The 15,821-nt window shown below is 41.8% G+C and carries 12 protein-coding genes; 9 read left to right on the top strand and 3 right to left on the bottom strand.

Annotated elements, in window-relative coordinates; genetic code table 11:
- Positions 1-614: 614 nt before the first annotated feature.
- The 5 genes from B2W36_RS06450 (at position 615) to B2W36_RS06430 (ending at position 4,476) form a co-directional block, all read left to right on the top strand.
- Positions 615-1,448, top strand: coding sequence for a helix-turn-helix transcriptional regulator (locus B2W36_RS06450; RefSeq protein WP_209578769.1), 834 nt, complete (start codon positions 615-617; stop codon positions 1,446-1,448).
- Between the two features lie 115 nt (positions 1,449-1,563).
- A complete protein-coding gene (gene ygiD, locus B2W36_RS06445) occupies positions 1,564-2,421 on the top strand; it encodes a 4,5-DOPA dioxygenase extradiol (RefSeq protein WP_293886927.1) in 858 nt (285 codons plus the stop codon).
- Positions 2,422-2,644: 223 nt separating this feature from the next.
- Positions 2,645-2,944, top strand: coding sequence for a SelT/SelW/SelH family protein (locus B2W36_RS06440; protein WP_293885696.1), 300 nt, complete (start codon positions 2,645-2,647; stop codon positions 2,942-2,944).
- 67 nt (positions 2,945-3,011) lie between these two features.
- On the top strand, positions 3,012-3,848 hold the full coding sequence (locus tag B2W36_RS06435) for a methylated-DNA--[protein]-cysteine S-methyltransferase (RefSeq protein ID WP_209578772.1): 837 nt from the start codon (positions 3,012-3,014) through the stop codon (positions 3,846-3,848).
- Positions 3,849-3,864: 16 nt separating this feature from the next.
- Positions 3,865-4,476: an alpha-ketoglutarate-dependent dioxygenase AlkB family protein gene (locus B2W36_RS06430; protein WP_209578773.1), complete on the top strand. Its 612-nt coding sequence runs from the start codon at positions 3,865-3,867 to the stop codon at positions 4,474-4,476.
- Positions 4,477-4,636: 160 nt separating this feature from the next.
- On the opposite strand, the gene B2W36_RS06425 is transcribed toward B2W36_RS06430, so the two are convergent.
- Positions 4,637-6,514, bottom strand: a complete 1,878-nt coding sequence (locus B2W36_RS06425) for a M1 family metallopeptidase (RefSeq protein WP_293886926.1) — start codon at positions 6,512-6,514, stop codon at positions 4,637-4,639.
- A 194-nt stretch (positions 6,515-6,708) separates the two neighbouring features.
- Between B2W36_RS06425 and B2W36_RS06420 the strand changes: the two genes are divergently transcribed.
- The 4 genes from B2W36_RS06420 to B2W36_RS06405 all read left to right on the top strand — a co-directional run bounded on the left by B2W36_RS06420 (position 6,709) and on the right by B2W36_RS06405 (position 14,330).
- Positions 6,709-8,019: a BamA/TamA family outer membrane protein gene (locus tag B2W36_RS06420; protein ID WP_293886924.1), complete on the top strand. Its 1,311-nt coding sequence runs from the start codon at positions 6,709-6,711 to the stop codon at positions 8,017-8,019.
- A 110-nt stretch (positions 8,020-8,129) separates the two neighbouring features.
- On the top strand, positions 8,130-8,921 hold the full coding sequence (locus B2W36_RS06415; RefSeq protein WP_209578775.1) for a hypothetical protein: 792 nt from the start codon (positions 8,130-8,132) through the stop codon (positions 8,919-8,921).
- 15 nt (positions 8,922-8,936) lie between these two features.
- Entirely contained in the window at positions 8,937-11,006 is a 2,070-nt protein-coding gene (locus B2W36_RS06410; protein ID WP_209578776.1) for a TonB-dependent receptor, read from the top strand.
- Between the two features lie 9 nt (positions 11,007-11,015).
- Complete coding sequence (locus tag B2W36_RS06405) at positions 11,016-14,330, top strand: DEAD/DEAH box helicase (RefSeq protein ID WP_209578777.1); 3,315 nt, start codon at positions 11,016-11,018, stop codon at positions 14,328-14,330.
- A 101-nt stretch (positions 14,331-14,431) separates the two neighbouring features.
- Here B2W36_RS06405 and B2W36_RS06400 read toward each other — a convergent pair whose 3' ends face one another.
- On the bottom strand, positions 14,432-14,914 hold the full coding sequence (locus B2W36_RS06400) for a hypothetical protein (RefSeq protein ID WP_293886921.1): 483 nt from the start codon (positions 14,912-14,914) through the stop codon (positions 14,432-14,434).
- Between the two features lie 146 nt (positions 14,915-15,060).
- Positions 15,061-15,810 (bottom strand): class I SAM-dependent methyltransferase, encoded by a 750-nt coding sequence (locus tag B2W36_RS06395; protein WP_209578779.1) that lies wholly within the window; start codon positions 15,808-15,810, stop codon positions 15,061-15,063.
- Positions 15,811-15,821: the final 11 nt, after the last annotated feature.

Genomic DNA, 15,821 nt, shown 5'->3' with positions numbered 1-15,821 from the left:
AAGATGGGAGATTCTTTTTCGGTAGCCCCCTCCCGGAGCGGAACTGCAGGGACAGTTGGCCGGTGAAAGGTTCTGCGGGCGGGGAGGCGGGCGGCCGGCAGCTGCGCTTTGACGGAATGACTGGAGAGGACGAAGTATGTGGAAAGGCACACCGCCGGGGCTCATGACCGGTATCTTGCCCAAATTGCATGCAGCAGGCAGCGCCGAGCTGGACGTAAACGGCCGCAAACATGGTCGTATCGGGCGGCCAATGGAGGGCATTTAAACCTGCATCATATCATGGGTTAGTTTAGGGTTTAGTTAGGGTTAGTTTAGGTTTAGTATAGGTATAAGCTATACTAAACCTAACTTAAGGCTAAGCTATAGGTAAACAAAAACTAGATTAAGGGATAAGAGGGTAGTAACGCAAATCAACCGTACTTGGAGCGCAATGGCCTAGCGATGAAAGCAAAACCGAAAGGACATTATCCGAAACAGAAAAAGAAGCGACTATGCCATATAATCGAAGTTTGAATAATTGGTCATCGCAAGCGACTCGACTGCACGTACGAAAGTAAAAAATATGCCAGCGAAACCGTATATTCGTATAGTGATGATTAATCTTCTTACTCATTTTGAACGAACTTTTCAAAATCTATAAAATCGACGCCGATGAGGCACAACGTATTCAGCAATCCAAAAACGAAATACACCAGCATGATTTCGAGGAACTCATTATTGGCGTAGCGGGAAGGCTCGAACATTTTATTGACTTTAAAACGAAAACGTATACTGCCCCTTTTATAAGTTTTGTTACGCAGGGCAAAAACCACCGCGTAAAACCTCTTTTAAATAATAATCGTATTGAATTTTGGGTGATTCGTTTCAAGAGCGAATTTATTCCCGAAACTACCTTCCAACTCTACGCTCATTTTCATGAAAACGCAACATTGAGCTTCGCTAGCCCCTACTGCTTCGACAGGTTAACGATCTTGTGTCAGCTCATGCAGCAGGAAACGCTGCAGACGGCTATCGATTATGGTGTCATTAAGCAGCTGTTGAGTACGATTTTTGCGATGATTGAATCTGAACGGAAAAGGCAATTTCCAGATGCACAGCAACAATTAAAAAATCAGGGAACAACTTTCAAGAATTTTCTATCGATCTTAGAAGAGAATTATCGACGACCGGAAGGCGTTAATTTTTATGCGGAGAAGCTTTTTATGTCTGCCCGAAACCTAAATTTAATTTGTCAGAGTATCTTACAACAAAGCGTTTCTGAGATTATTGAAACCAGGAAACTGATTGAAGCAAAAAATCTACTGTTGACAACGAATAAAACGATTTCGGAAATTGGCTTTGAACTGGGCTATCAAGAAAAAGCTTACTTTACCAATGTCTTCAAAAAGAAAGCTGGCATGACGCCTTCTGAATTCAGAAATGAAATTCAGAAGCTTATTTCCGAATAGTACAACAGTTTGACCAGATTATTATACCCCTGCCTCACCCCCAGCTTTTACCTTTGTACAGAAAATTGACGCTATTACAATATATTAAATGCGTAGAAAGGATTTTATTAAAATTATGGCAACATTACCTTTAGTTGGTGCAGCACACCATGTGAGCTCTTTATATAAATTTTCTGGCGAACTCGAAGCAACGGACAAATATCCGGTTCTATTTCTAGGCCATGGAAGTCCGATGAATGCCATTGAAGACAACGAATTTGTGCAGGGATTCAAAAAAATAGGCCAGACTTTCGAGAAGCCTAAGGCAATTCTCGTGGTCTCTGCACACTGGGAAACACGTGGAACATTTGTCACAGCGATGGAACATCCGGCCACCATACATGATTTTGGCGGCTTTCCTCAAGCTTTATTTGATGTGCAATATCCAGCCCCCGGAAGTCCGGCACTCGCTGCAGAAACGCAGCGTATTGTCAGCAAAGCGGATATTCACCTAGACGATAAATGGGGACTGGATCATGGATCTTGGTCAGTTGTTAAACATCTTTATCCCAATGCAGATGTACCCATTATTCAAATGAGCATCGATTATACGAAGCCGGCTGCATACCATTATGAGATTGCACAGCAATTAACCGAGCTACGGAAAAAAGGTGTTCTGATTATCGGCAGCGGAAATATGGTGCACAATCTGCGGATGGTGGCCTGGGACAAGCTGAATACAACTGGTTATGCCTTTGAGTGGGCTACAATAGCCAATGAAAAAATGAAAAAATTTATACAGGACGGCAATCACCAGGCTTTAATTGATTTTAGAAAACAGGGTAAAGAGTTTGACTTGGCAATTCCAACGCCTGAACATTACCTGCCATTAATCTATACGTTGGGCTTACAGGATAAAAATGAAGAACTCTTTCTTTTCAACGACAATTCTGTGGCAGGATCGCTAACGATGACGTCACTGAAAATTGGCTAAACTACCAAATGACAGCGTAACAATACCAAACAAATACAGGCTATTCCATATACCTACAAGCCATTCTGTTGAGCGCTTTGTCTGGATAATGGAATGGCCTGTAGGTATATTAAAAAGCTGGAATTACGACAATCTCGAAATTTCTATGACAAAAATAGCTTTGATTCCAACAGTAGGATCAATAAATTTGTTTGAAACAAAACAATGTACCTCAACTTAACGCATGGCAACAAAACCTGTTATCGAAATTGAATATTGTCCAAAATGCAATTGGATGCTTCGCGCCGCCTATATGGCGCAGGAGTTGCTGAGTTCGTTTACGGAAGATATCCACGGGGTAATGCTCGTTCCCAGCGAAATTGCGGGACGTTATACCGTACGCGTGGCGGACAACGAGATCTTTGATCGAAAAAGAGCCGGTCGTTTCCCCGAAATAAAAGAGCTCAAACAACTGATCCGAGACATTGTCGCACCGGACAAGTCCTTGGGTCATTCAGACAAATCGACTTCATCCCACCTGTAATTTAGCATAAATCGGATTTTGTAGGCTTCTTCTTTTTAGCAACTTTGTATAAATTAAATGAACAATCATGACTATTCAACAAGAAGTGGATTTTCAACGTATCGCCAAGGCGATACATTTCTTACAGGAGAACTTTAAGATACAGCCTACATTGGGTCAGATTGCTTCACATGTTTATATGAGTGAAGCTCATTTTCAACGCATGTTTACCGCTTGGGCAGGAACGAGCCCCAAAAAATTTTTGCAATATGTAAGTATAAATCATGCGAAATCATTGCTCAAGGAAAGTACTATTGCCGAAACGACATTCCAGCTTGGTCTGTCCAGCAGCAGCAGACTTCATGAACTATTTATCAATATCGAGGGAATGACTCCGGCCGAATATAAAAATGAGGGCGCCAATCTTATTATATTGTACGATTATTATGAAAGCTTATTTGGTACCATGCTCATTGCGTCCACACCAAAAGGTGTTTGCCATATTGCCTATGCAGATGATCAGACTCAAGCCCTTGTATCGCTCCAGCAACGATTCCCCAAAGCAACCTATTTTCAACAGGGGAATGGCATGCACGATAGTGCCCTTAAGGCATTAAACCCTCAAAATAAAGATATCCGCCAGGTAAAATTACATTTAAAAGGAACTGACTTTCAATTGAAAGTTTGGGAAGCCTTGTTAAAAATTCCGATGGGTAACTTGAGCACTTATGGTGCTATTGCTTCTCAAATAGGTAACCCAAAAGCCTCCCGCGCCGTTGGTACTGCTATTGGAAGTAATCCTATTGCTTACCTTATCCCCTGCCACCGTGTGATACAAAACAGCGGTATGTTTGGTGGCTATCGATGGGATCCGATGCGAAAGACAGCGATGATCGGATGGGAGAGCTTTCATACAGCTGTTTAGAAAAAAAGATACTAATATGGAACTTTTCGACAATCTCTTCGATGGCAATAGAAATTTACTCCCTTACGACGGTACTGTCAATTATTATGGCAAAATATTATCTGTGCTGGAGGCAAACCGCTATTTTGATAGACTCATGGAGTCAATTGAATGGGTAAACGATCGGGCCGTTATTTTTGGAAATGAAATAATCACCAAACGAAAAGTGGCCTGGTATGGGGATGATGCGTTCGAATATAGTTATTCTAATACCACCAAAAAGGCGCTTCCGTGGACAAAGGAACTTCTTGAGCTGAAAAAAATAGCGGAAAAACAGACACTGGAAACATATAATTCCTGTCTGTTGAATCTTTATCATAATGGCGACGAAGGTATGGCCTGGCACAGTGACGCGGAGAAAGATCTTAAAAAAAATGGGGCAATTGCTTCGCTAAGCTTTGGTGCTGAACGCAAATTTGCTTTTAAGCATAAGACCAGTAAGGAAAAAATAGATATCATTCTAGGACATGGCAGTCTTTTGGTCATGAAAGATCTGACGCAAACCTATTGGCTGCATCGACTTCCACCTACAAAAAAGGCTTTCGGCGCACGGATTAATCTGACATTTAGAACCATCGATCAACCCTAACCCTCGTCGTTAATAATCGTACATACCAGTTACACGTGAGCACGCCCCCCTATTGGTTACATTGGACATAGGGCACAAAATTAGATTCTTCTATTGGGAATCAGGCATCAATCGCGTCAACCTTTTTGAAACATAAAAGCTGACACGAGCGACTGGACTACTATAAGTTGTCCAAACTATTATCTTTAGGGGTATAATCCATAAAAATACCTCCATCCAATGTAATATGCTTGGCTTGTTTAGCAGAGGACCAGGATATCGTTACCTGCTTTTCATTGGGCTGCCAAACCGCTGGTGTTTGATGTCTTGTTTCTATAGATCCATCTGTATAGGTTATCACTACATCAAATGGAATTGCAAATCCGCCCACATTGGAGACGGTGAGGGTATTTTTGCTGCTCAGTCGCTTAAAGCTATCTACCTTAAGATCGATGTAATGATTGCTGAAATACCAATTTTTCCAATACCAGTTTAAATTCTGTCCTGCTCCGGCATTAATGCTATAAAAGAAGTCCCAAGGCGTAGGATGTTTTCCATGCCATAGCCCCATATAATGGTGCAATGCCTTTTTAAACAATTCATCCCCAAGATAATCCCGTAGTGCAATGTAGGATAATGCCGCTTTAATATAGGCATTGTTACCGTAGCCTAAACCACTTAACTGAGAAGTCATGGTAATCAAGGGTTGGTCTTCTTCTGTAGCGGGGTCCAAAATATAGCGCTTTACGCGGGCATCCTTAAAAAGCGCTTTGTTTTTTTCGGCTCCTATCTCTGCATTCCCAATCCAGAATTCCAATGCCGTAGCCCAGCCTTCGTCCATATAACCATACCGCGTCTCATTGATACCCATGTAAAAAGGGAAATAAGTATGGGCAATTTCGTGGTCCGCCGTTTGTCGTGCATCCACAAGATTATCAGGTACGCTCGAATCGTTGATCATCATCGGATATTCCATATCGGCAAATCCCTGAACCGCCGTCATCGTTGGGTAGGGATAGGTGACTCCGGGCCAGTTTTTGGAGAACCAGTCGATACAGTATTGCTGCCAACCAATATAATGTTCAAAATCTGGCGTACCGGCAACATAGCTGGACTGTACACTGACGCGTTTACTCCCCAGATCTACACTTCCCCCATCCCATATGTAATTGTCACTCACGCTGAAACAAAAATCAGGGACATAGGTTGCTTTGAATTTCCACGTATTCCACGCTTGTTGTGCTGTCACTTTCCCCGATTTCATTTCCGCATCTGTCGCGATATGTATCGGGGTATCGCTGAGTTTAGATTTTTCGAAACGTTCCAAAACTGGTTTTTGTAGTACATCGGCAGCATTTGTCAATTCACCTGTCGCCCAAACGACAAAGTTCTTAGGAACGGATATCTTAAATTGGTAATCGTTGAACCCATTGTAGAATTCCTGCCGCCCATTGTGTTCCAGGAGATCCCAGCCATTGTAATCGTCATATACAGACACACGTGGATAGGAATAAGCGCAATAGAAGGTAGAGGCATTCAGCAGCCCTTCCCGGTCACTCTCTATAGAAAGCGGATATTCCCAGCTGATATCCAATGTTGCAGTAGTTCCCGGAAGGATTTTCTGTCCAAAATCGGCTAACTTTACGGTTCCCCAATCTTTGCTGTTCACTTCATAAACTTGACCATTCAATTTAAACGACTTAATCTCCAGCCCCGAAGTCAGGTAATCGTCCGAAGCGTACGCCGCACGCACTGCATTGGGTTTATGAACATTATTGACAAATCGAATCGCTATGCTTTTCAGTGTATCTGGACTATTATTGCTGTACAAGATGGTCTCTGTTCCACTTACTATCTTTGTGTCCGGGTCCAATTTTACCCGCACGTCATATTTCCCAAAATTTTGCCAATAATTTTTTCCCGGTAGACCCGTCGTGGTTCGGGTTCCCTTTTCAATCGCTTGCTGAATATTTCTTGGTGTATACAACTCTTGGGCATGAGCCGCCCCTGTCAATAAAAGCAGGGACAATCCGTAATTAAATATCGTACGTCCTATCATATCCTAATTTAAATAATCAAACTAAGATAAATTTGTTGTGATTTGCAAGTTTAATATTCCAGCTTGACAACAAAAATATCCCTATTGCCCCGTTGCTATTGACCATCGTTCACATGGCAAAAAGAAGACAGCTTTCAGCCGCTGGAAAACTTTTTATTTTTTTTAACGTTTATTTTTAAGATAAATTCAAAGGTATGCATCAACTTCTACGTTATAACGACTTCCTCCGACACGCTTTTTTAGGTATGCTTTTAATCTTAATCCCGACACTGCTTTGTGCTCAAACCGATACAAATACAGATTCTATTGCGCAGTATAAAGATCAGCGCGACTCAGCTCTGGCGCGTCAATATGATATTTCTGATCTAATCGGAAGAATTATCCATCCCAAACGAAAGAAGGCCCATGCCAGCAAACGTTCGCCTATTACCTTAATGCCCAATATTGCATACAATCCGACCATTGGTGGTCAGATTGGCGTCAAGGCTGTCGCCGGGAAGATACTCGGAGATCCAAAAACAACGACCATGTCAATTGCCGCGACATCGGCCTCAATCACCACAAAAAATATCATGGTGTTCTATATCAGTCACAATGTGTTTACACCGAACAATAAGTTAAATTTCCAGGGTGCTTTTGCGCTTGTTAAAATGGTCGCTTTAGACGCTGGATTGGGTATGACTCCCCAGGGCAAATGGAACAATGCAGATGAGGAGATCCTTGCCAACCCAGAGCATAAGAAGTATGGGGCAAAATATAATGCATTTACATTTAACGAAAAAGTCTATAAGCGCATTGCCGACAATCTCTTTGTCGGGGCAGGACTGGCTTTTGACCTACGCCGTAAAATAAACAGTAGCGGTCCTAATGGCAACGTTACACCCAATACAATCTATACTGAAAAACACGGCTTCGAACCCGACAGTTACAATTCCAATGGACTCCTGCTCAATATGCAATATATGACAAGGGATAACCCCAATAGGCCTTATAAAGGAATCTATTCCGATATAGGTGTGCGATGGAATACAACGCTGCTGGGCAGTAGCAAAAGTGCTGTGCAGCTTACTACCGACTTCAGAAAGTACTTTAGCTTATCTCCGTCCGACCCTGCCCATGTCCTGGCTTTTTGGTATTGGGGTTCGTACAGACTTGGTGGCACACTTCCCTACTTTGACCTACCTGGAACAGGAAGGGACGTTGCTGTTAGAAGTGGCCGCGGTTATACCATTGGTTACTTCAAAGGAATTTCTTTCGGTTATGCTGAAACAGAATACCGGTTTCCAATTCTCAAGAATCGCTTTCTAAGCGGAGCTGCATTTTTTAACCTACAGACAGCCAGCGATGAACTGGGCACCAAACTTTTTGAACGGTGGCAGCCTGGTGGCGGTGCCGGATTGCGGGTGCTGTTTAATAAAGCAACACGCACAAATCTATGTCTAGATTATGCCTTTGGAAAATATGGCTCCCGAGGATTCTTTTTAGGGCTAAATGAAGCCTTCTAATCCGACCATGAGGGGGTATCCTCATTTACCATAAAATAACTAAATTAGCCGATGTTTTTATTCTTTCCCTTCGCAAAGAGTGACTGAATAGACTTTGACGGTACTTCATCATGAATTTAAAAATCTTTTTTCTATACATTCTATTATTATTGGGTCTTGTTTCGTGTTATCCGGTAAACAGGCCAACAACACTAAAAAGCGATGAAGGAAAGAAAGAACAAGTAGCACCTGCTGTATCTCCAACACTTCCATTGGATACTTCAAGTTACGATAGCCCACTTTTTTCAGATAGAATAAAAGAACAAACGCAGCAGTTATTAAAAATGAACGACGACGGCTTATTTGATAAATTGCATCGGAAGTTATCGGCGACACTAAAGGCGGATCAAAAGGATTATTTTCTTGGGCATCCTAACTTGGTTGTTTTAGCAATCGCTAAAGGGAATATTTTCGATAATGGCCCCGGTGACTTTGGCTATATATTGTACAACAAAGACAGTCATCGTATCGAAATAGTCCTTTTTAATCACAAGAATAAATCATTCGGTACATTTTATAAGGAGTTAAAAGTTGTCAATACCCTTAAAAACCTGGATTGTTCATCCAGCTTGGCATCGCTCGATTATCTCGTTGCTTCAGAACTGATTTATCAAGAGGAGTATATTCGATTAAACAACTCCAATTACCTGATAGACGACAATTCCTTTGCGGTAACTGATGTTTCTACGAATAAAAATTTTGATTTGCGGCGGGGCTGTCTCAACAAAGATTTTACAAAAGCCACGATGGCCAATAGTGTTTGTGTACCAACAAGCGCTGTTTATGCCAATTTTCAATGCCTAAAATACAATAAGAAAAAGCAGATTTTTGAAATTTATTTCAGTCAGGAATTTGCAGACTAAGCCGATCTAACAACGATGAAAAGATATTACATGTTCGCCGCCCTTGGTTTATGCGGAAAATTATATGCTCAGGAAGTAGATACAGCGACGAATAGGCTTGAACAGGTAGAGGTTAAAGCCTACTTCAATAAACAACCGCTACTACGACTGACCTCCTCGGCCGCTGTGCTGAGCCGCCAAATGATCCAATCCCAGCAATCTCCCAGCCTTGTATCGGCATTGAACAGGGTACCAGGATTACGGATGGAAGAACGCTCTCCTGGAAGTTATCGACTTGCACTCCGCGGCAGTATGATCCGTTCACCTTTTGGTGTTCGTAATGTCAAAATCTACTTGGACGACTTTCCTCTTACTGATGCTGGTGGAAATACCTATCTTAATTTGATCGATCCGTATGCATTGGGCCAGATCAATATCTTAAAAGGTCCCGATGGATCGATCTACGGTGCTAATTCGGGTGGTGTAGTCTCTTTATACAGTAAGGGATTTGACCAATCTTCCAAACCGGAAGTCAACCTGCAACTGACCGGCGGCTCTTATGGTCTTTTTCAAGAACAGCTTAACACCATATTACCCTTTAGCCAGACACAGCAGTTAGCCATCAATCAGAGCTGGACCCGAAGTGATGGATATAGACAAAATTCGGCTTTAAACAAAAAGAATATTCAGCTCAATTACAATTGGCAGTACGCCAAAACTTCCGAATTAAAATTCACCGGGTTTTATTCGGATCTTGGCTATCAGACTCCTGGGGGTCTCACCGCCGTACAAATGGAAACTGACCGCAGGCAGGCTAGGCCGAAGGGCGGGCCAAATCCTGGGTCTGTTGAGCAAAAAGCGGCTATCTACGATAAAACGTTCTTTGGTGGACTCAGCAACCAAACGCGTCTCAGCTCTAAAATGACCTTATTTGCCAGCATATTTGGTTCGTCAAATCAGATCAAAAATCCGTTCATCACCAATTACGAGAAACGAGACGAGAAAAACCTGGGAACGCGCTTATATTTATCTTATGCCGATCTATTGGGCAAGGATTTAAAATATGAGCTGCAGCTCGGCCTGGAAGCACAAAAAGGCTGGTATGCTGTTGACAACTATGATAATGAAAAAGGTGTCGCCACCAACCCGCAGGCTAAGGACAAGTTGGATAACAGCCAACAATCATTTTTTGCCCGCACCCAACTGGAATGGCTCGAGCGTCTTCAATTAGAGCTTTCGCTCGGATTAAATGAGAGTAAAATTGGCTACCGACAATATTTTCCTGTTGAACAGGAAGACAAAGCAAACATTGATTTTGGGAGTACCTGGATGCCTAGAGCAGCTTTATCCTATTTAATTACACCCATGTTTGCACTGAGGGCGTCAATCTCCAAAGGGTTCTCTACACCAACTGTTGCGGAGGTCCGTTCATCGGATAATTCAATTAATACGCTACTCAAGCCTGAAACCGGTACGAATCATGAATTGGGGTTGCGCTTGCATTTGTGGAATCGCCGGGTTGTTTTAGATGCTGCGGCCTACACGTATCAAATGGACAACGCCATTATCAGACAGCTCAGGGAAAATGGTGCTGAATATTTCCAAAATGCGGGTAAAATAGACCAAAAGGGGTTAGAAGCATCAATACTGCTCTATTTGATCACACCACAAGTGTCCGGTGTTGTCCGTAGCCTACAGTTCGCCAGTAATTTTTCCTTCAATGATTACAGTTTTAGAACCTATCAGGTGGGCGACAAAAATTATCAGGGTAATAAGCTTCCTGCGGTTCCGAAAACAGTATGGGTGAATTCATTGAATATACTTTTTCCGAATCAATTTCGATTCGACCTTCTGTCTAATCTAACCGCAGCAATACCATTGGATGATGCAAATTCTGTTTATGCCAAACGGTATCATCTTTTGCAGGGCAAATTATCTTGGACAAAATCTGTCGGATCCTGGTATCAAATCAGACTTTTTGGAGGTGCAGACAATCTGCTGAATGAAAAATATAGTCTTGGAAACGATATCAATGCCTTTGGGGGCCGCTATTTTAATCCTGCCCCCTTGCGTAATTATTATGGGGGTATGAGTTTTAACTTTTAATCAAGTCGTATGGAGTTTCATCAGCATGTATTGACCGATATTGATTTCAACAAAGTAAGCCGGCATTCTTATTTTCCTTGGATGGACTTGACACTCTCTCATTTCAAGGTGAATGCACTGGAGATGGAGATCAATCAGGCAACGTTTCGTGTACAGGAAAATTATAACGACTTTGAGGTGATGATTATCCATACCGCTCCGGCGACAGCCGTATTCTGCAACTGTCTCCATACAGGATTTTGTCGTCATCAAAAGGCGGCTTTAAGTAAATTATTCATGCAGGAAAATTGGCTGGCATTCTTTGACGCCAATCGGTACAAAGATCTCCTGAAAAAAGTTGCGGCACAATATGGACTGGAAGATGAACCGGCTCTAGAAAATTATTTTTCTGCGCATATCAAAGCGGGTAAACTGGACTTCTCACTGAAAGACAAACAGTTAACATCCATTGATGACTTCGATCTGGTGGCGGAATCTCTTACCCCGAAAAGCAAAACTCCTATCGAACAGCTGCATTATTTTGTTGTATTAACACGCAATCGGTATTACAAAAATCTGCAGGTGCTCCTCTGTCAGGCTTCATTAACGAAATCCGGAATGCTCAAAAACCCGATTTCTGATGGTGATATCCAAACATGTGTCTGGCGGAGCCGCTCAATAGAGGAAATGCAATTTTACACGGCTGTGCTTCAGCTTTCGCAGGTAGTGCAACAAGATTTGGAAATTATGTCCAGCCTGAAGGCAATTGCAAAAAACCCGCTACGGATGGATTTTTACCTACATGATTATGAACAATATGAAAATATAACAGCCTCCTCCCTATCAGCAGTTCAGCTTAGTCTGAAGAAAGGTGATATTAAGCTCTTTATTACAAAAAAAGGCTCATTTTATGCTATTCAGGGAGAAATTCATATCCATGCCATAGCCTACAGTTTACAGGATTTAGTTATTCTTTTGGATCATTTCATCTTCATCAGAAATCAGCTTTTTCTGATTGAAAATAAGCTTCACCTCAAGTTGATACGTTTGTTTAGCAACAAGGGTGAGCAGTTGTTGATTCATCAGCGGAAATTCAAAGAATTCAACAGCTTATTTTTGGAACCGCTCTCGCATTCGGTGGACTTGCATTTCCGGGATATTCCTAAAGCGAGCAAGCCGCAGTTAAAGGAAACTCTGTATTATCAAGATATGCAACCGATCCTATTTCTTGAAGAGTCAGCCGATTTTGTCAACCTTATTCCAGTAATGCGTTATGGAGAGGTCGAAATTCCTATTTTAAGCAAACGAAACATATTTGGAACGGATAGTAAGGGCAACCAGTTTTTGGTCGATCGGAAGCGCGAATCAGAAACTAACATAATTTCGCTTTTACTGAAGCAACATCCGTATTTTGAGGAACAGATGCACGATGGAAGCTTCCAGCATTTTTATCTCCATCGCCGCTATTTTCTAGATAAAGACTGGTTTTTAGATGCTTTCGATGAATGGCAGCATCACGGTATACAGATCATTGGATTTAATGCCCTTCGGGGGAATAAATTAAGTCGTTTTAAAGGTAAAATACATATCGAGGTACTGAGTGGTCAAAACTGGTTCAATGCCCATATACAGGTTAAATTTGGTCCTAAGAGCGTTTCGCTTAAAAAACTCGAAAAGGCCGTACGGAACCGTTCGCAGTTTATCACGTTAGACGATGGCACCCAGGGAATTTTACCGCAGGAGTGGCTCGATAAATTTGAAGCTTATTTTAATGCCGCCGAAACGATCACGGATGATTTCATTGAAATTCCAAAATATAAATTTAATGAGATTGACCATCTTTTTGAGCAGTCTGAGATAGATCCTACCGTAGTGGCTGAGCTTAGCATGCTGAGAAGTCGACTCACTAATTTTTCTTCGTTCTCCAAACTTCAGATTCCTTCATCCTTTGTTGGAAATCTACGCCCCTATCAGCAAGAGGGAGTACAATGGTTGCATTTTTTGGATGGGCTTAACTTTGGAGGCTGTCTTGCCGATGATATGGGGCTCGGCAAAACTATCCAAATTTTAGCTTTCTTGGCTACTCAAAAAGGACGGGGACAAACTGCAGCAACTTTACTGGTACTTCCCACGACCTTAATCTTCAACTGGCAGCACGAAATTCAGCAATTTCTTCCGTCTTTTGAAACGCTCGTTGTCGATGGTCCAAATAGCCTACAAAAAGCGCGGCAGCCTGAATCCTATGACTTGATTTTAATTTCTTATCACAACCTGTTGACAGCGATCAATATGCTGAAAAAAATAAAGTTCAATTATGTTATATTGGATGAATCGCAGCAAATAAAAAATCCAGATTCTCAGCGTTATAAAACAGTAAACTTACTACAATCAAGAAATCGTATTATTTTGACAGGAACCCCTATCGAAAATAACACAATGGATCTCTATGCGCAGATTTCCTTTATTGTGCCCGGTTTACTAGGAAGTAAAAAGTACTTCAAAGATGTTTACACCACCCCTATAGACGCCTTCCACGACCGCAAGAGAAAAGAAATGCTGAAAGAAAAAGTAAAGCCTTTTATTCTGCGCCGAACAAAGCAGGATGTATTACGTGATCTTCCAGCGAAGAATGAACTGGTTCTTTACTGTGAAATGAAAAGTGCTCAACGGCGAATTTATGATCTTTATGAAAAGGAGTTCCGCGAATTTATCTCGGCCAAAGATGGAGATGAAATCAGAAAAAGCCCTATGCATGTATTGAAAGGTTTAACCAGATTGCGCCAGATATGTAACTCGAGCAAACTGCTCCAAAATGAAGAGCTGACATCCACGGAGGACTCTGCCAAAATTGAAATGCTTATGGAGCAGATTGTGCATAAAAAAGAGCAGCATAAAATGATCGTATTTTCACAATTCGTAACGATGCTCAACCTGATTAAAGAGGCTTTGGATAAACGGGGTATCCGTTCATTGATGCTCACAGGGAAATCCAAAAATCGAGGTCAGCTGGTTAGCGATTTCCAGTACAATAAGGATATACCTGTTTTTCTGGTGAGCCTGAAAGCAGGGGGCACTGGACTCAATCTTGTCGCTGCCGATGTGGTGTATCTGGTGGATCCTTGGTGGAATCCTGCAGTCGAACAACAGGCCATTGACAGGATTTATCGCATGGGGCAGCAAAAAACGGTAACTGCAGTTCGGTTAATCAGCCCGAATACCGTTGAAGATAAAATTCAGACCTTACAGCAGCATAAAAAGGAAATAAGCAAAAGTATTCTGGATGAAGGCGGCAGCTTGGATACCTTTTATCTGGATAAAAGCTATTTAATGGAGTTGCTGCGATAACTTTGGCTTTCATGTGTTATCTTAAACGCTTTTGTTAATTTATCCGCTTTCTTTATCGTATATCACACAGCAACGAACTAGCTATTAACGCGCCGTAGCCATCATTCTACGATCTGTTTTCTGTACTTCGAATCGATTATATATTTTACTCCTCTGGCATCTACAAATACAGGTTTGCCGAGGTATTGCTCGTCTGTACGTCGATCGATAGCGACGCGATACCTAGTGGTTGAGCTGGAGGAACTATAGGTGATATTTTCAACTGATTTTGCGGGGCTACTGATTACTTCCGAACCTTCATATACTTGGTCACTCACCCTACCTTTAAAACGCCTTTTGTCGGTTGCACTTATTGTTTTATCGTGATTTTCAGTATCATCCTCGTGAATTACATTAAGATTCCCCCTGTCGACTTGTGGGTTTAAAGGAAAGAATGGATCTAACCAGCGATATACTCCATGAAATTCAGGTACTGAGTTATAAAAAGCATGCATCTGTTGCGCTATTACACTATGGATTCCGCCTACTACAATCAGCACCAACAGTAAGCAACGTCTAAAGATTATTAATTCAACTCCTAACATATCTCTTTTTTCTTTCGTTGAATTACGTCCAAATAAAATGCCATCCCCCCCTTAGCGCCTCATGTTTAACACATTTTTAACTAAAGGAAATTTCACTTTCTAGTTCCCATGTAATTAAAAAGGCCTTACAGATTCTGTTGTCGGAGTTAACTGATATATATTTCAGTTATATACTTGAATACGATACGATCGGAGATTGCGTACTTATCAAAGAGAATACGGAGATCATCATATAACGTTTTATTTTTGTCTTGTTCTTTTGGGAAATAGGAGGATGAACGCACTCTTCCCAAAAAAGATCGGAGGTCTAAGATCTGTTGATTTGGCAAAGTTATCTTTTTCATTGCCCGGGTTCCAAAAAAGTGTTTAAGATCGTCATCACCAATATTTTTGTGGCTGACCGGCTGATAACTGGGGATATGACTGCGTAAAAAATGTTCATACTCTTGCTGAAAGGCATCCGTGGGATCGCGCTGGTTCCAGACGATTACCATATGTCCATTTTCAGTAAGAATACGGTCAAACTCTTTTCGACAGGCCTGCCGGTCGAACCAATGGAACGATTGTCCGGCAAAAATAAGATCAACACATCCGGACTCAATGGTCGTGTCTTCGGCGGTGGCATTCACTGCAATTAGATTCCTATAGGTTTTAAAATGATGCAACAAAGATTCACGCATTTCACGATTGGGTTCTACGGCAAAAACGTCATTTCCATTTTCGAGAAAGAGTTGGGTAGAGAGCCCGGTGCCGCTGCCAATATCGGCAACCAACCATTTCTTATGTAACCCGATCTGTTCTTTTAGCACCTGAATAATCTCCTTGGGGTAATTAGGTCTAAATTTTTCATAATCGACAACCCTGTCTGTGAATCTATCAATACTGTTTTTGTCCATACTAAGCATAC

Origin of the sequence: Sphingobacterium sp. UBA3549 (assembly GCF_002376635.1) — a bacterium.
GTDB lineage: Bacteria > Bacteroidota > Bacteroidia > Sphingobacteriales > Sphingobacteriaceae > Sphingobacterium.
The sequence above is the reverse complement of the archived record's forward strand: the minus strand, read 5'-3'. Positions and strand labels throughout refer to the sequence as shown.